Source organism: Streptomyces zaomyceticus (assembly GCF_014656215.1).
GTDB lineage: Bacteria > Actinomycetota > Actinomycetes > Streptomycetales > Streptomycetaceae > Streptomyces > Streptomyces zaomyceticus.
The window spans coordinates 167,855-182,980 of the sequence record NZ_BNBZ01000004.1 but is presented as its reverse complement, the minus strand read 5'-3'; the positions used below and the strand labels follow the sequence as shown (position 1 = coordinate 182,980).

The window sequence follows — 15,126 nt, the reverse complement described above, 5'->3', positions numbered from 1 at the left end:
ATAGAGGATTATTCTGCGGGTTCGATCCCGGCCCGCAGCACCCCGTAGGTGAAGGCGTCCTCGAGGGCCTGCCAGGAGGCGGCGATGACGTTCTCGCCGACGCCGACGGTGGACCATTCGCCGTTGCCGTCGCTGGTGGTGATCAGGACGCGGGTGGTGGACTCGGTGCCGTGGCGTCCTTCCAGGATGCGGACCTTGTAGTCGACGAGCTCGAACTTGGCGAGCTGGGGGTAGATCCGTTCCAGGGCGAGGCGCATGGCGCGGTCGAGGGCGTTGACGGGGCCGTTGCCCTCGGCGGTGGCGACGATCCGCTCGCCCTTGGCCCACAGTTTGACGGTGGCCTCGTTGGCGTGGGTGCCGTCGGGGCGGTCCTCGACGATCGCCCGCCAGGACTCGGTGCGGAAGTAGCGGCGGGCCCGGCCCTCGGCCTCCTCCCGCAGCAGCAGCTCGAAGGAGGCGTCGGCGGCCTCGTAGGTGTAGCCCCGCAGCTCACGCTCCTTGACCCGTTCCACGACCCGGGCCACCAGCTCCCGGTCCCCGCCCAGGTCGACGCCGAGCTCCTTGCCCTTCAGCTCGATCGAGGCGCGGCCGGCCATGTCGGAGACCAGCATCCGCATGGTGTTGCCGACCAGCTCGGGGTCGATGTGCTGGTAGAGGTCGGGGTCGACCTTGATCGCCGAGGCGTGCAGCCCGGCCTTGTGCGCGAAGGCGGAGACGCCGACGTAGGGCTGGTGGGTGGAGGGGGTGAGGTTGACGACCTCGGCGATGGCGTGCGAGATCCGGGTCATCTCGGCGAGGGCGCCGTCGGGCAGCACCTTCTTGCCGTACTTCAGCTCCAGGGCCGCGACGACGGGGAAGAGGTTGGCGTTGCCGACCCGCTCGCCGTAGCCGTTGGCGGTGCACTGGACGTGGGTGGCGCCGGCGTCGACGGCGGCCAGCGTGTTGGCGACGGCGCAGCCGGTGTCGTCCTGCGCGTGGATGCCGAGGCGGGCGCCGGTGTCGGCGAGGACGGTGGCGACGACGGCCTGGATCTGGGCGGGAAGCATGCCGCCGTTGGTGTCGCAGAGGATGACGACATCGGCGCCGGCCCCGTGCGCGGCACGCACCACGGCCTTGGCGTAGTCGGGGTTGGCCTTGTAGCCGTCGAAGAAGTGCTCGCAGTCGACGAAGACGCGGCGGCCCCGGGAGACCAGGTGGGAGACGGTGTCGCGGACCATCTCCAGGTTCTCGTCGAGGGTGGTGCGCAGGGCGAGCTCGACGTGCCGGTCGTGCGACTTGGCGACGAGCGTGATGACCGGGGCGCCGGAGTCGAGGAGGGCCTTGACCTGCGGGTCGGCGGCGGCGTCGCCGCCCGGTCTGCGGGTGGCGCCGAAGGCGACGAGCTCCGCGTTCTTGAACTCGATCTCCTGGCGGGCCCGGGCGAAGAACTCCGTGTCCCGCGGATTCGCCCCCGGCCAGCCACCCTCGATGAAACCCACACCGAACTCGTCCAGATGCCGCGCGATCGTCAGCTTGTCCGCGACGGTGAGGTTGATGCCTTCACGCTGCGCACCGTCGCGCAGCGTCGTGTCGAAGACATGGAAGCTGTCGTCGAGGCGCTGGCTCTCGGCGTTCTCCGTGGTCATGACTGTGATGGCTCCTGTCGGATGTGGCTCCGGAAGGTCTGGATCCACTTGCCCCCATTCTCACGCGACGTCCGCTTCCGGCGTGGGTGGGGCCGGAAAACGAAAAAACCCCTCGCGGGTGCGAGAGGTCTGCGCGCGGGTCTGAGGCACGGTGTCCACTGCCGCGGGGGTCGTGCCGCGATTCAGTGGCCACTGCGGACCGGCGCGCTGCTGCCGATAATCATCGTGGTAGCAAGCACGCCGGAAGTCTGACACAGGTGGCGGCCCCGCGGGACGGGGGTCTCACGATACGGGCAGCCGCTCCGGAGACCCGCCCGCCTGCCCGCGCTTCTGCCCAAGGAGCGCGGCGCCGTCCGTCCCGACCCGGGCCAGGTCGATGTCGCGGGTCTCGCGCATCGTGAGGTAGACGACCAGGGAGACGGCCGCGCAGCCCGCCACGTACCAGTAGAAGCCCGACTCGATCCCGGCGTCCTTGAACCAGAGGGCCACGTACTCGGCGGTGCCGCCGAAGAGGGCGTTGGCGACGGCGTACGGCAGGGCGACACCGAGGGCGCGGATACCGGTGGGGAAGAGCTCGGCCTTCACACAGGCGTTGATGGAGGTGTAGCCGGTGACGACCAGGAGCGCGAGCAGGGAGAGCCCGAGAGCCGGCCAGAAGGAGCCCGCGTGCTTGAGCATCGTCAGGATCGGGACGGTGAGGAGCGTGGAGCCCACCGCGAAGGTGATGAGCAGCGGGCGGCGGCCGATCCGGTCGGAGAGGCGGCCGGCGAGCGGCTGGAGGCAGGCGAAGACGATGAGGGCGCAGAAGGAGACCAGGGTCGCGGTCCGCTTGGGCAGGCCCGCGGAGTTGGAGAGGTACTTGGTGAGGTAGGTCGTGTACGTGTAGTAGGCCACCGTCCCGCCCATGGTGAGGGCGACGACGAGGAAGGCCTCTCGGCGGTGCGCCCACAGGGCCTTGAGGGTGCCCTTCTGCTCGCTCGCGACTCCGTCGTCCGCGGTGGTCTCGTACACCTCCGTCTCCAGCATGGTGCGGCGCAGATAGAAGACGACCGCCGCGCCGAGGGCGCCGATGACGAACGGGACGCGCCAGCCCCAGCTGTGCAGGGCCTCGCTGGACAGGGTGGACTGCAGGACGAGCAGCAGGCCGAGGCCCAGGACCTGGCCGGCGGTCATCGAGACGTACTGGAAGCTGGAGGCGAACCCTCGGTGCTCCGGGGCGGACGCCTCGGTGAGGTAGGTGGCGCTGGCGGCGTACTCGCCGCCGACCGACAGCCCCTGGAGGAGACGGGCGACCAGGAGGACGGCGGCGCCGCCGTACCCGGCGACGGAGTAGGTGGGCGCGACCGCGATGAGCAGGGCGGAGGCGGACATCAGGGTGACGGTGAGGGTGAGGGCGGCCTTGCGTCCCTTGCGGTCGCCCACCCGGCCGAGGAGCCAGCCGCCGACGGGCCGCATGAAGAAGCCGACGGCGAAGATGCCGGCGGTGTTCATGAGCTTGGCGGTGTCGTTGCCCTCGGGGAAGAAGGCCCCCGCGAAGTAGGTGGCGAAGCTCGCGTACACGAACCAGTCGAACCACTCGACCATGTTGCCCGCGGAGCCGACCCAGATCTTCTTCCAGTGCTCTCGTCCCATGGGCAGGAACCGTGCCGGACGCGGCCCGCGGGCAACAAGGCCGCAGCGGGCAACGATCCCGTGTACTTACGTGCGTTGTGGTCGCGGCGGCGGGTTCCCGCCGGTGCCTTCACGGTCGCGGCAGCAGGTCCTGCTCGATGAACTCGCTTACGTGCCGCAGGACTTGCTCCCGGTCCGTGCCGGGCACGCCTACGGCGACGTGCACGCTGAAGCCGTCCAGAAGAGCCCTCGTCCGGGTGGCGAAGCGGTCCGGGTCGACCGTCCGGAACTCGCCACGCGAGACTCCTTCGGCCAGGATCGCGACGAGGTCCCGGTGCCAGGCGCCCTCGATGGCGGCCTGACGGGCGCGGGCCTCGGCGTCGGCGTTCTGGGACCGGTTCCAGACCTCCAGCCACAGGATCCAGTGCGGATCGCGGGGTCCGTCGGGCACGTACACGTCGACATAGCCGTCGAGCCGCTCGCGCGCGGTCCCCGGCCGGGACAGCAGCGCGCTCCGCTCGGCGCCGAGGCGCCCCTCGCTCCACTCCAGGGTCTGGAGCAGCAGCTCGTCCTTGGTGCGGAAGTAGTAGAGCAGGTGCCCGCTGCTCATCCCGACCTGGCGCCCGAGCCCGGCCATGGTGAGCCCGTCGAGCCCGCGCTCGGCGATCGTGTCCATGGCCGCGGCGAGGACGTCCTCGCGCGGCGGGGCGGCCTGGTTGCGCCGGCGGGGGTGGGGCGATGGGCTGTTGCTCTGACTCACTCGTACGTTCTACAGGACGTGGCCGTCGGGCCCTCCACCGAAGGCCTCCCCGACCGGTACGACACGGACGGCGGCGGGCGGGGAGAGGGTCTCGTACGGCGTGACGCAGTCGGCGTAGGCGGTGGCGACCTCTGCGCCGCAGGCGCAGACCCGGTTCGCGCCGTCGTCTCCCCCGGGGCCGCAGCAGCCGTGGCTCCGCTCGAGTTCCGGGTGGAGGGCGAGCGGCAGGACGTCCCCCGGGTGCAGTACGTACTGGTTCCGGGGGCCGCCCGCGAGGAGCCACCCCCGCTCGTCGGACCGCCAGGGCCCGTCCGGGTACATCCCGTCGTACACGGCCTGCTCCTCCGCCGTGCAGACGACCAGGGGCCCGCCCCTGCGGTGCGGCTCGACCGCGTACCGCCCGCGCGGCATCGTCGCCGCCGCGCGCCGCCGCCCGTCGGGGTCGGGCAGTCCGTCGTGGCCGGGCCTCTCGGGCACGGCGTCCATGAGCCCCACAGGCTCGGTGAGGCGTCGCGCGCACACGGCGCAGATCAGGATGTCCACCGGAGCGATCCTGCTACGGACACCCCCGGGTGGACACCGGTTTTCCGGGGCACGCCCCGGCGCCCCGGAAACCGTAGGACCGGAGCGCCGGAGCAGGTACCCGTGATCAGACCTTCGGCTGCTGCTGCGTGATGCAGTGGATGCCGCCGCCGCCCGCGAAGATCGTGCGCGCGTCGACCAGGACGACCTCGCGGTCCGGGAAGAGACGGCGGAAGATCTCGGCGGCGAGTTCGTCGTGCGGGTCGTCGAAGGCGCAGAGGACCACGCCGCCGTTGCACAGGTAGTGGTTGATGTACGAGTAGTCGACCCACTCCCCCTCCTCGTCCTTGAGGACGGTCGGGGCGGGGATCTCGACGACCTCCAGGGGGCGGCCCTGGGCGTCGGTCTGGCCGCGCAGGATGTTCACGTACATCCGGGAGCGCTCGTAGTCGGGGTGGGCCGGGTCCTGCTGGCTGTGGACGAGGACCGTGCCGGGCCGGGCGAAGGCGGCGACGATGTCGACGTGGCCCTGGGTGCCGTAGAGGCCGTAGTCACCGGCGAGGCCGTTGGGGAGCCAGATCGCCTTCGTCGTGCCGAGCCTGGCGTGGATCTCGCTCTCGACCTGCTCGCGGGTCCACCCGGGGTTGCGGCCGGCGCCGAGCTGGACGGTGTCGGTCAGCAGGACGGTGCCCTCGCCGTCGACATGGATCGCACCGCCCTCGTTCACGAGGGGGGAGGACAGGACGGGGACGTCCGCCGCGTCCGCGACATGGCGGGCGATCTTCGAGTCGTGCTCCCAGCGGGCCCAGTCCTGGCCGCCCCAGCCGTTGAACACCCAGTCCACGGCGGCGAGTTCGGTCCCGTTGGTGACGAAGGTCGGGCCGATGTCCCGCATCCAGGCGTCGTCGAGGTCACGCTCGACCAGGTCGACGTCGGTGCCGACGAGGGCGCGGGCGGACTCGGCGTCGCCGGGCGCGACGACCATCGTGACCGGCTCGAAGCGGCGTACGGCGCGGGCCACCGACGCCCAGGCCTCGCGGGCCTCGGCGAGCTCGGCCTCGTTGGTGAAGGTGGGGTTGGGGCTCGGCCAGGCCATCCAGGTGCGCTCGTGCGGCATCCACTCGGCGGGCATGCGGTAGCTCATGGGGAAGTCCTAGGAGGGTTCGGAGGAAGTAGAGGCGGTTGAGGGTGCGAGGTGACGCCGACGGGGACTGTCGCCGTGTTCCGTACGGGGAGGCGGCGACGCCGAGGGGGGACGCCGTCGGGGCCGAGGACCGGACGGGCGGCCTCGATCGCCTCGGCGAGTCGCTTGCCATCGCGGGCCGCCTCGCAGACCGTGTCCGCGATGAGCGCGGTCGCCTCGGGGACATGGAGCCGCACGCCCCGGGCCCGGCGGGCGCGGGCGAGGTCGGCGGCGCCGAAGAGCAGCCGCCGGTCGCGTTCCGCGGGGGTCAGTCGCACGTCCGAAACACCTCCTGTTTGAGCGACACTCTAAATGTTGAGACCCTGCGTTCCAAGCATTGACGTGGGGTATCGACAGGGGTCACATTGAGCGCCACTCTAAATGTGCCCGCCGCTCCCGTCCCCCAGGAGTTCCCATGCCGATAGAACAACGCGGAGTCGACACCGTCCCGGAGGCCGAACGCACCAGCGGCCCCCGGGACCTCGTCGCGATCCTGCTCGGGTCCAACCTCTGCCTGGGGGTGATCGTCTTCGGCTGGCTCCCCGTCTCGTTCGGCCTCGGCCTCTGGGCCTCGGTGACCTCCGTCGTCACCGGCACGCTCGTCGGCGTCGCCGTCACCGCGCCCCTGGCGCTCGTGTCGCTGCGCACCGCGACCAACCTCTCCACCTCCTCCGGCGCCTTCTTCGGCGTACGGGGCCGGCTCGTCGGCTCGGTGGTCGGTCTGCTGCTCTCGCTCGGCTACACCGCGCTGACCCTCTGGATCGGCGGCGACGTGATGGTGGGGACGCTCGCCAGGCTGACCGGCCTGCCGACCGGCGGCGCCTCGCACGCCGTCGTCTACGCGGTGCTCGCCGCCTGCACGGCGGTCGCCGCGGTGTACGGCTACCGGCTGCTCCTCAGACTGAGCAAGGCCCTCGCCGTCGGCATGACCCTGCTCCTGGCCCTCGGACTCGTCGCCTACTCGGGGGACTTCACGACGGCGGCGGTGCCGGACACCCCGTACCTCCTCGGCTCCTTCTGGCCGACCTGGCTGTTCTCGGCCGTGGCCGCCGGCCTCAGCGGACCGGTCGCCTTCATCACCCTGCTCGGCGACTACACCCGGTACGTATCCCCCGAGCGGCACAGCTCCCGGACCGTCTGGCGGGCCACCTGTCTCGGCCTGGTGGTCGGACTGCTGGTCCCCCAGCTCTTCGGCACGTTCACGGCGCTCGCCGCCCGCGGGGGACTCGACTACGCGGGGCCGCTCGTCGCCGCCTCGCCCGCCTGGTACCTGGTCCCGCTGCTGATCGCGGCCACCGCCGGCTCCGCGGGCAACGCCGGACTGATGCTGTACTCGATGGGGCTGGACCTCGACGCGATCCTGCCCAGGGCCACCCGGGCGCGCGCCACTCTGGTGGTCGCGGCGGTGGCGACGGCCTTCGTCTTCCTCGGTCACTTCGCCTCGGACGCGCAGTCGGCGATGACCTCGTTCGTCCTGCTGCTCACCGCGATCGGCACACCCTGGGCGGTGATCACCCTGATCGGCCATGTGCGCTGCGGAGGTTCGTACGACCCGGAGGCGCTCCAGGTCTACAACCGGCGCTCGCGCGGCGGGATCTACTGGTTCTCGGCGGGCTGGCACCCGCGCGCCACCGCCTCCTGGGCGATCGGCGCGGTGGTCGGCCTGGCCTCGGTGTCGACGCCGCTCTACGAGGGGCCGCTGCTCGCGCTGACGGGCGGGATCGACTGCAGCTTCGTGCTGTCGGGGATCGTGGGCGGGACGCTGTACGCCGTCCTGACGCCGAAAAGGGCTCCCGGGACCGTGGTGGTCCCGGAAGCCCTGGCGCAGGCGGAGTAGGTACTGGGTCGTCTCTTTCGGATCTTGCGGGCCAGGCAAGATCCGGAAGAGACGGCCTAGCCCAGCTCGTGCATCCAGCCGTGGACGTCCTCGGCCTTGCCGGTCTGGACGGCCAGCAGCGCGTCGCGCAGCTTCATCGTGGTCTCACCGGGCTCGCCGCCCGACTGCTTCCACTCGCCCCGCTCGGACTTGACCGTGCCGACCGGGGTGATGACGGCGGCGGTGCCGCAGGCGAAGACCTCGGTGAGGGTGCCGTTCGCGCTGTCGGCCTGCCACTGGTCGATGGAGACGCGGCCCTCCTCGGGCTCGAGGCCGAGGTCGGCGGCGAGCTTGAGCAGGGAGTCACGGGTGATGCCGGCGAGCAGCGAACCGGTGAGGGTGGGGGTGATCAGCTTGTTCCCGTACACGAAGTACAGGTTCATGCCGCCGAGCTCCTCGACCCACTTGTGCTCCACGGCGTCGAGGTAGGCGACCTGGTCGCAGCCCTTGGCGGCGGCCTCGGCCTGCGCGAGCAGGGAGGCCGCGTAGTTGCCGCCGGTCTTGGCGTCGCCGACGCCGCCGGGGACGGCGCGGACGCGGTTCTCCGAGAGCCAGATGGAGACGGGCTTCACGCCACCGGGGAAGTACGGGCCGGCCGGGGAGGCGATGACGACGAAGAGGTACTCGTTCGCCGGGCGGACGCCCAGACCGACCTCGGTCGCGATCATGAACGGGCGCAGGTAGAGCGAGGCCTCGCCGCCGTGCTCGGGGACCCACGCCTTGTCGTGCTGGACCAGGACGTCGCAGGCCTCGACGAAGGTCTCGACGGGCAGCTCGGGCATGGCGAGCCGACGGGCCGAGGCCTGGAAACGGCGCGCGTTGGCGTCCGGGCGGAAGCTGGCGACCGAGCCGTCGGGACGGCGGTAGGCCTTCAGGCCCTCGAAGATCTCCTGCGCGTAGTGCAGGACGTTGGTGGCCGGGTCGAGCGCGAGCGGGCCGTACGGCACCAGCTGGGCGTCGTGCCACCCGCGTCCCTCGGTCCACCGGATGGTGACCATGTGGTCGGTGAAGTGGCGGCCGAATCCGGGGTTGGCCAGGATCGCCTCGCGCTCCGCGGCGGACAGCGGGCTGGAGGAGGGCTTGAGCTCGATCGTGGGCGTCGTCATGAGTGCGTGTCCTTCACCGGTTGTGTGGGCAGGACCGCGCGCGCACGTCGCCGTCGGAGACTGCTGTCCCCGAAGAGGCGGACGTCCGAGCATGCCCGCATGCCGCGGCCCCACGTTCGATTATCGCTCGCGGGGACCGGTGCGGGAAACGGGTGGGCGCGGTCCAGGGTTCGATGGGGCGCACCCGGGGCCGCGCAGCAGACAGCCGCCGGGCGCTGTGCGACCCGGCGGCTGCTGTCGAATGTCAGTCGGCGCGGGTCAGCTCGCTACTCGCGCGGCGAGCGCGTCGCCGATCTCGTCCGTGGTACGGACGCTGTCGCCGCGCTCGACGAGGTCGGCGGCGACGGCCTCCTCGACCCGCACGGCCTCGGCCTCGTGGCCGAGGTGGCGGAGCAGGAGGGCGACGGAGAGGACGGTGGCCGACGGGTCGGCCTTGCCCTGGCCCGCGATGTCCGGCGCGGAGCCGTGGACCGGCTCGAACATGGACGGGAACTCGCCGCTCGGGTTGATGTTGCCGGAGGCGGCGACGCCGATGCCGCCGGAGACGGCCGCGGCGAGGTCGGTGATGATGTCGCCGAAGAGGTTGTCGGTGACGATCACGTCGAAGCGGGCCGGGTCGGTGACGAGGAAGATCGTCGCGGCGTCGACGTGCAGGTAGTCGGTGGTGACCTCGGGGTACTCCGCGGCGACCTTGGCGAAGATGTTCGTCCACAGGTGGCCGGCGAAGGTCAGCACGTTGTTCTTGTGGACCAGCGTGAGCTTCTTGCGCGGGCGGGCCTGGGCGCGGGCGAAGGCGTCCCGGACGACTCGCTCGACGCCGAAGGCGGTGTTGACCGAGACCTCGGTGGCGACCTCGTGCGGGGTGCCCTTGCGGATGGTGCCGCCGTTGCCCGTGTAGGGGCCCTCGGTGCCCTCGCGGACCACGACGAAGTCGATCTCGGGCTGCCCGGCGAGCGGGGTGGCCACGCCGGGGAGCAGCTTCGAGGGACGCAGGTTCACGTGGTGGTCGAAGGCGAAGCGGAGCTTCAGCAGGAAGCCGCGCTCCAGGACGCCGGACGGCACCGACGGGTCGCCGATGGCGCCGAGCAGGATGGCGTCGTGCTTCTTGAGGGAGTCGAGGTCGGCGTCGGTGAGGGTCTCACCGGTGGCGTGGTAGCGCTTGGCGCCGAAGTCGTACTCCTCGGTCTCCAGCTTCACGTCCTGGGGAAGGACGGCCGCGAGGATCTTGAGGCCTTGGGCCACGACCTCCTGGCCGATGCCGTCGCCGGGAATGACTGCGAGATTGATGCTGTGAGACATGTCGGCACCCTACTCTTCGTCCCACCGTCTGACACGTCTCGTCCATCATGTGGACGAAGCGCCATTCGGGTGAAGGTGTGTCAGTGGCCGGTGGACCCGCCGTTGTCACGGCGGTCGAGGGCGCGCTGGAGGGCTGCGGCGGCGTTCTGCCGGGCCTCGTCGCTGGGACGGTTGGCGGAGTGGCGGACGCGGGGGGCGGTCTGAGTGGCCATGAGGGATCGACTCCTTGAGATCAGTGGTGATCCGAAGTGCGGAGATCAGTGGTGATCGAAGGTGCCGGCAGGGGCGGGGAGCGTCGCCGCAGGGGTTGCCTGCACAGGGGCGTCGCGCTCTCGACCGCCATTCGCTGATGAAGCGAGACGTTCGGCTTCTACAAAGCTAGGGCAGGCCACCGCATCTGTCTCCACAATTACTCGGACTTCCTACTATCTGAGACGGCCCGGAACCGCGCGTCACCCCGCGGCGACCTTCGACTCCCCTATCTAGTTTGCATTCCTACCTAGCTGGTGATCCAATGCACCCATGGCAGACCGCAGATCCAGCTGGCTCAAGGGAGTCCTCGACCTGCTCGTCCTCTCCCGCCTGACCGACGGCGAGAGCTACGGGTACGAGATCGCCAAGGCGCTCGCCGAGGCGGGACTCGGCGAGATCAAGGGCGGGACGCTCTATCCCGTACTGAACCGCCTGGAGGAAGCCGGTCTGGTGGAGGCCGAGTTCCGTGCCGCCGAGCGCGGCCCGGGCCGCCGCTACTACCGGCTCACCGGGCCCGGCCGCGAGCTGCTGGCCGCCGAGAGCGACGCCTGGCTGGACTTCCACCACGCCGTACGGACCATGCTCAGCCCAGGGGGGACGACACCATGACCACCGACACCTACTTCAGCGAGCTCTCCGGCGCACTGCGCGCCGCCGGCGTACCGGACGAGCAGATCGCCGCCACCGTCGAGGACCTGCGCGGGCATCTCGCGGAGACCGGGGCGGCCCCCGAGGAGGAGTTCGGACCCGCCGCCGGGTTCGCCGCACGGCTCGGCGGGCTCGCCCCGGTGCCCGGGGAGCCGGACGGACGGGCGGAGTCCTGGACCTGGACGGCCGACCTCTTCAACGACCGCCGGATGCTCACCCTCCACGGCGACCAGGGCTGGGAGGTGGAGTCCCTGGACTCCCTCGGCCGGTTCGTCTGCCGCCGCTCCACGACGGCGACGCTGCGCTGGGAGTACCGCCGCGAGGTCATCGGCGCCCGTCGCCGCGCGAAGGTCCTGGCCGAGCTGGAGCCCGAGGGCTGGGAGCTGTGCGGCGAGTGGCTCGTGTACGGCTACTTCAAGCGGCCGCGCGCGGCGACGGCGGGCCCGGCGGGCGCCCTGGAAGGACGGCCGGACGCCCCGCACCGGTGGCTGTTCCTGAGCCGTCGCGGCAAGGTGGCCCTCGCGGTCTGGCTCGTCCTGGTCGGCGGCGCGGCGGCGGCGTGCTTCATCGGGACGCTCGGCATGGGCGGGCTCGCGATCACCATCGCCCTCGCCTCCATGTTCTCCGCCCTCTTCACCTCCCACCTGGAGACCACGAAGGGGCGGGTGGATCAGCGCCGCTCCGGATCCTGAGCCCCGCTCACATCACGTCGCCGTCCCGCCAGTCGAAGGTCAGCGGGGCGGTGGCGTCGGGCAGCGCGCTCCCGGCCGCCGGGCGCACGAAGGTGGAGCCCTCCTCGTCCGCGAGCCGGACGACCCCCTCGGGCCCGAGCACCTCGATCGCCCCCTCCCAGGTCCGCCAGCCGCGCGCCCGGTAGAGCGCGGCCCCGTCGTCGGACGCGGACAGGGCCGCGAAGGCGTACGTGCCGTCGGCCGCGCGTTCCAGCGCGTCCATCACCAGCCCGCCGAGCCCCTGCCGTCTGCGGTCGGCCCGGACGGCGACGGCCTCGACGTAGCCGACGCGGTACGAGCGTCCGCGGTGCAGCACCCGGCGCATGACGAGAGCCCCATGGGCGGCGATGCCGCGCTCGTCCTCGATCCAGGCGTGGACGCCACCGAGGGCGTGGTCCCAGTCCTCGTCGGAGAAGTCGCCGTCGAAGGCGGCGTCGAGCAGCTCGCGGGCGGAGCGGAGCCGGTCGGCCCCGAGTTCATGGGTGGGTGCGGTCCTCACGGTCATGACCTCAGGCTCCCACAGCTCCACCTAACCCCCATTGAATTATTGACAGGTTAGCCAACCCCTGGTTGAGTCATACCCATAACCGGTCATGCGAATTTGAGGGGTTAGAAATGACGACGACCGTGCTGCCGATCCACCACCGCACCGTCCAGGTCCGCGGCCACGAGATCGCCTACCGCGAGGCCGGCCCGGCCGACGCCCCCGTCCTCCTGCTGCTGCACGGCTTCCCCACCAGCTCGCACATGTTCCGCGACCTGATCCCACTGCTCGCCGGCGACTACCGGCTGATCGCCCCCGACCACCTGGGCTTCGGCCGCAGCGCCGCCCCGTCGGCCGCCGACGTCGACTACACCTTCGCCGAGCTGGCCGGACTCACCTCCGCGTTCACCGAGGCCCTGGGCCTGGACCGGTTCGCGCTCTACATCCAGGACTACGGCTCCCCCATCGGCCTGCGCCTCGCCCTCGCCCACCCCGAGCGGATCACCGCGATCATCAGCCAGAACGGCAACGCCTACGAGGAGGGCCTCGGCGCCGAGGCCTGGGCGCCGGTCCTCGCCCTCATCGCCGAGCGCACCCCCGAGACCGAGGAGCCGGTCCGTGCGATCCGCTCCCTCGACGGCATCCGCTGGCAGTACGAGACGGGCGTCCCGCCCGAGTACCGCGACCTGCTCAGCCCCGACGCCTGGCACCACGACGCCGCACTGATGGCACGCGAGGGCCAGGACGACATCCAGCTCGGCCTGATCGCCGACTACGGCAGCAACTTCGACCTCTACCCGGCCTTCCAGGAGTACTTCCGCACCAGCCGGGTCCCGCTCCTCGCCGTCTGGGGCGAAGGGGACCAGGTCTTCGTCCCGGCGGGCGCCGAAGCCTTCCGCCGCGACCTCCCGGACGCCGAGATCCACCTCCTCCCGACGGGCCACTTCGCCCTGGAGACCCACGCGCCGCGGATCGCCTCGCTGATCGGCGACTTCCTCGCGCGGCGCGTTCCGCTCAGGCCGTAGCCTTCTCCAGGTCGCGGACGACGCGCTCCACCCAGTCGGTGAAGTCCTCCCGACGGCCGGCCTCGCCGCCGCACAGGGCCGCGACCTGCGCGTCGGTCATCCGGTCGGGTCCCGTCGCCCTGAGCAGCCGGCTCAGCTCCTTCATCAGGGACGTCATCCGCAGCGCGTCGAGGTGCTCGACCGCGTCGACCCCGTGCCCGGGGCCGAGTGTCGTCGAACCGGGCATGTCGCGCCTCCTCACCGAACCCCCTCCCAGCAGCGTAAGCCCGCGGCATGAGAACCGCCCCCGTCCTCGGTTGGGGGACCGAGAAGGGGGGCGGTGATCGGGGGCCGCTCGCGCGGCGGGCCTCCGGTGGAGGCGGGTGGGCGTCAGCCCATGTGCGGGTAGCCGTACTCGGTCGGCGGAACCAGCGTCTCCTTGATGGCGCGGGTCAGCGTCCAGCGCATCAGGTTCTGCGGGGCGCCGGCCTTGTCGTTCGTACCCGAGGCGCGGCCGCCGCCGAAGGGCTGCTGGCCGACGACGGCGCCGGTCGACTTGTCGTTGATGTAGAAGTTGCCCGCGGCGAAGCGGAGCTTCTCCATCGTGTACGCGGCCGCCGCGCGGTCGCCGGAGATGACCGAGCCGGTGAGGGCGTAGTCCGAGACCGACTCCATCTGGGTCAGCATCGCGTCGTACTGGTCGTCCTCGTAGACGTGGATCGCCAGGATCGGGCCGAAGTACTCGGCCTTGAAGACCTCGTTCTCCGGGTCGGTGCAGGCGATGACCGTCGGACGGACGAAGTAGCCGACCGAGTCGTCGTACGTGCCACCGGCGACGATCGTGCAGGTCGGGTCGGCCGCGGCACGGTCGATCGCGGCCTTGTTCTTGGCGAACGAGCGCTCGTCGATGACGGCGCCGATGAAGTTCGACAGGTCGGTGACGTCACCCATGGTGATGCCGTCGACCTCGGCCGCGAACTCCTCCTTGAAGCCGTCGTTCCAGATGGAGGCCGGGACGTAGGCGCGCGAGGACGCGGAGCACTTCTGGCCCTGGAACTCGAAGGAGCCACGGGTCAGCGCGGTCTTCAGGATGGCGCGGTCGGCGCTGGGGTGCGCGACGACGAAGTCCTTGCCACCGGTCTCGCCGACGATCCGGGGGTACGAGCGGTACTTCTCGATGTTGGTGCCGACCGTCTTCCACAGGTGCTGGAAGGTCCTGGTCGAACCGGTGAAGTGGATACCGGCCAGGTCGGGGTGGTTCAGGGCCACCTCGGAGACGGCGATGCCGTCGCCGGTCACCAGGTTGATGACGCCCTTCGGCAGGCCGGCCTCCTCCAGGAGCTCCATGAGGAGCACGGCGGAGTGGGTCTGCGTCGGGGACGGCTTCCAGACCACCACGTTGCCCATGAGGGCCGGGGCGGTGGGCAGGTTGCCCGCGATGGCCGTGAAGTTGAACGGCGTGATCGCGTAGACGAAGCCCTCCAGCGGGCGGTGGTCCAGACGGTTCCACACACCCGGGGAGTTCGCCGGCGGCTGCTCGGCCAGGATCTGGCGGGCGTACGCCACGTTGAAGCGCCAGAAGTCGACGAGCTCGCACGGGGTGTCGATCTCGGCCTGCTGGGCGGTCTTCGACTGGCCGAGCATCGTCGACGCGGCCAGCGTCTCGCGCCACGGGCCGGCGAGCAGCTCGGCGGCGCGCAGGATGATCGCGGCACGGTCGTCGAAGGCCATCGCGCGCCAGGCCGGGGCCGCGGCCAGGGCCGCGTCGACCGCGTCCTGGGCGTCCTGCTCGGTGGCGCCGCGGAAGGTGCCGATGACGGCCTTGTGGTTGTGCGGCTGGACGACCTTGAACTCCTCGCCGCCGCCGAGGCGCTTCACGCCGCCGATGGTCATCGGCAGCTCGCGCGGGTTCTCGGCCAGCTCCTTGAGCTTGGTCTCCAGACGGAGGCGCTCGGGGGAACCGGGGGCGTAGCTGTGCACCGGCTCGTTGACCGGAGCGGGGACCTGGGTGACAGCGTCCATGAG

The 15,126-nt window shown here is 71.2% G+C and carries 15 protein-coding genes and 1 pseudogene; 4 read left to right on the top strand and 12 right to left on the bottom strand.

What is annotated here, in order from left to right; translation table 11 throughout:
- Positions 1-8 precede the first annotated feature (8 nt).
- The 6 genes and pseudogenes from cimA to IE311_RS07895 form a co-directional block, all read right to left on the bottom strand.
- Positions 9-1,625 (bottom strand): citramalate synthase, encoded by a 1,617-nt coding sequence (gene cimA, locus IE311_RS07920; protein WP_189830868.1) that lies wholly within the window; start codon positions 1,623-1,625, stop codon positions 9-11.
- Between the two features lie 282 nt (positions 1,626-1,907).
- On the bottom strand, positions 1,908-3,257 hold the full coding sequence (locus IE311_RS07915) for an MFS transporter (RefSeq protein WP_189830867.1): 1,350 nt from the start codon (positions 3,255-3,257) through the stop codon (positions 1,908-1,910).
- 109 nt (positions 3,258-3,366) lie between these two features.
- Entirely contained in the window at positions 3,367-3,912 is a 546-nt protein-coding gene (locus IE311_RS07910) for a TetR/AcrR family transcriptional regulator (protein WP_229901796.1), read from the bottom strand.
- Between the two features lie 93 nt (positions 3,913-4,005).
- On the bottom strand, positions 4,006-4,539 hold the full coding sequence (locus IE311_RS07905) for a hypothetical protein (RefSeq protein ID WP_189830865.1): 534 nt from the start codon (positions 4,537-4,539) through the stop codon (positions 4,006-4,008).
- 106 nt (positions 4,540-4,645) lie between these two features.
- Positions 4,646-5,662 (bottom strand): agmatine deiminase family protein, encoded by a 1,017-nt coding sequence (locus tag IE311_RS07900; protein ID WP_189830864.1) that lies wholly within the window; start codon positions 5,660-5,662, stop codon positions 4,646-4,648.
- 44 nt (positions 5,663-5,706) lie between these two features.
- Positions 5,707-5,979, bottom strand: a pseudogene (locus IE311_RS07895) (urease subunit gamma); the annotation flags it as partial.
- Between the two features lie 137 nt (positions 5,980-6,116).
- Here IE311_RS07895 and IE311_RS07890 point away from each other — a divergent pair.
- Positions 6,117-7,538, top strand: coding sequence for a cytosine permease (locus IE311_RS07890; protein ID WP_189830863.1), 1,422 nt, complete (start codon positions 6,117-6,119; stop codon positions 7,536-7,538).
- A 56-nt stretch (positions 7,539-7,594) separates the two neighbouring features.
- Here the strand turns inward: IE311_RS07890 and IE311_RS07885 are convergent, their stop codons facing one another.
- The 3 genes from IE311_RS07885 to IE311_RS37060 form a co-directional block, all read right to left on the bottom strand.
- Positions 7,595-8,683, bottom strand: a complete 1,089-nt coding sequence (locus IE311_RS07885; protein WP_189830862.1) for a branched-chain amino acid aminotransferase — start codon at positions 8,681-8,683, stop codon at positions 7,595-7,597.
- A 258-nt stretch (positions 8,684-8,941) separates the two neighbouring features.
- The gene (locus IE311_RS07880) at positions 8,942-9,982 is read right to left on the bottom strand and encodes a 3-isopropylmalate dehydrogenase (protein WP_189830861.1); all 1,041 of its coding nucleotides are present in this window, start codon (positions 9,980-9,982) and stop codon (positions 8,942-8,944) included.
- An 80-nt stretch (positions 9,983-10,062) separates the two neighbouring features.
- Complete coding sequence (locus tag IE311_RS37060) at positions 10,063-10,194, bottom strand: hypothetical protein (RefSeq protein ID WP_266897031.1); 132 nt, start codon at positions 10,192-10,194, stop codon at positions 10,063-10,065.
- A 310-nt stretch (positions 10,195-10,504) separates the two neighbouring features.
- On the opposite strand from IE311_RS37060, the gene IE311_RS07875 reads away from it, so the two are divergent.
- Together IE311_RS07875 and IE311_RS07870 are read left to right on the top strand one after the other, a co-directional pair.
- The gene (locus IE311_RS07875; RefSeq protein ID WP_189830860.1) at positions 10,505-10,843 is read left to right on the top strand and encodes a PadR family transcriptional regulator; all 339 of its coding nucleotides are present in this window, start codon (positions 10,505-10,507) and stop codon (positions 10,841-10,843) included.
- Positions 10,840-11,574, top strand: coding sequence for a hypothetical protein (locus tag IE311_RS07870; protein ID WP_189830859.1), 735 nt, complete (start codon positions 10,840-10,842; stop codon positions 11,572-11,574). Before IE311_RS07875 ends, IE311_RS07870 begins: the two co-directional genes overlap by 4 nt.
- A 7-nt stretch (positions 11,575-11,581) precedes the next feature.
- On the opposite strand, the gene IE311_RS07865 is transcribed toward IE311_RS07870, so the two are convergent.
- Positions 11,582-12,118 carry a GNAT family N-acetyltransferase gene (locus tag IE311_RS07865; RefSeq protein WP_189830858.1) on the bottom strand — a complete coding sequence of 179 codons (537 nt, stop codon included), beginning with the start codon at positions 12,116-12,118 and terminating at the stop codon, positions 11,582-11,584.
- Between the two features lie 110 nt (positions 12,119-12,228).
- Here IE311_RS07865 and IE311_RS07860 point away from each other — a divergent pair, with 110 nt between their 5' ends.
- On the top strand, positions 12,229-13,122 hold the full coding sequence (locus IE311_RS07860; RefSeq protein WP_189830857.1) for an alpha/beta fold hydrolase: 894 nt from the start codon (positions 12,229-12,231) through the stop codon (positions 13,120-13,122).
- Here IE311_RS07860 and IE311_RS07855 read toward each other — a convergent pair.
- Together IE311_RS07855 and pruA are read right to left on the bottom strand one after the other, a co-directional pair.
- Complete coding sequence (locus IE311_RS07855) at positions 13,112-13,348, bottom strand: hypothetical protein (RefSeq protein ID WP_189830856.1); 237 nt, start codon at positions 13,346-13,348, stop codon at positions 13,112-13,114. The genes IE311_RS07860 and IE311_RS07855 overlap by 11 nt on opposite strands.
- 143 nt (positions 13,349-13,491) lie before the next feature.
- The gene (gene pruA, locus IE311_RS07850) at positions 13,492-15,123 is read right to left on the bottom strand and encodes an L-glutamate gamma-semialdehyde dehydrogenase (protein ID WP_189830855.1); all 1,632 of its coding nucleotides are present in this window, start codon (positions 15,121-15,123) and stop codon (positions 13,492-13,494) included.
- Positions 15,124-15,126: the final 3 nt, after the last annotated feature.

Excerpts from the sequence above, each read along its gene's own strand:
- IE311_RS07880 (WP_189830861.1), bottom strand. The coding sequence starts at position 9,982 with ATGTCTCACAGCATCAATCTCGCAGTCATTCCCGGCGACGGCATCGGC.
- IE311_RS07915 (WP_189830867.1), bottom strand. The coding sequence starts at position 3,257 with ATGGGACGAGAGCACTGGAAGAAGATCTGGGTCGGCTCCGCGGGCAAC.
- IE311_RS07855 (WP_189830856.1), bottom strand. The coding sequence starts at position 13,348 with ATGCCCGGTTCGACGACACTCGGCCCCGGGCACGGGGTCGACGCGGTC.
- IE311_RS07900 (WP_189830864.1), bottom strand. The coding sequence starts at position 5,662 with ATGAGCTACCGCATGCCCGCCGAGTGGATGCCGCACGAGCGCACCTGG.
- pruA (WP_189830855.1), bottom strand. The coding sequence starts at position 15,123 with ATGGACGCTGTCACCCAGGTCCCCGCTCCGGTCAACGAGCCGGTGCAC.
- IE311_RS37060 (WP_266897031.1), bottom strand. The coding sequence starts at position 10,194 with ATGGCCACTCAGACCGCCCCCCGCGTCCGCCACTCCGCCAACCGTCCC.
- IE311_RS07870 (WP_189830859.1), top strand. The coding sequence starts at position 10,840 with ATGACCACCGACACCTACTTCAGCGAGCTCTCCGGCGCACTGCGCGCC.
- IE311_RS07890 (WP_189830863.1), top strand. The coding sequence starts at position 6,117 with ATGCCGATAGAACAACGCGGAGTCGACACCGTCCCGGAGGCCGAACGC.
- IE311_RS07865 (WP_189830858.1), bottom strand. The coding sequence starts at position 12,118 with ATGACCGTGAGGACCGCACCCACCCATGAACTCGGGGCCGACCGGCTC.
- IE311_RS07910 (WP_229901796.1), bottom strand. The coding sequence starts at position 3,912 with ATGGACACGATCGCCGAGCGCGGGCTCGACGGGCTCACCATGGCCGGG.
- cimA (WP_189830868.1), bottom strand. The coding sequence starts at position 1,625 with ATGACCACGGAGAACGCCGAGAGCCAGCGCCTCGACGACAGCTTCCAT.
- IE311_RS07860 (WP_189830857.1), top strand. The coding sequence starts at position 12,229 with ATGACGACGACCGTGCTGCCGATCCACCACCGCACCGTCCAGGTCCGC.
- IE311_RS07875 (WP_189830860.1), top strand. The coding sequence starts at position 10,505 with ATGGCAGACCGCAGATCCAGCTGGCTCAAGGGAGTCCTCGACCTGCTC.
- IE311_RS07885 (WP_189830862.1), bottom strand. The coding sequence starts at position 8,683 with ATGACGACGCCCACGATCGAGCTCAAGCCCTCCTCCAGCCCGCTGTCC.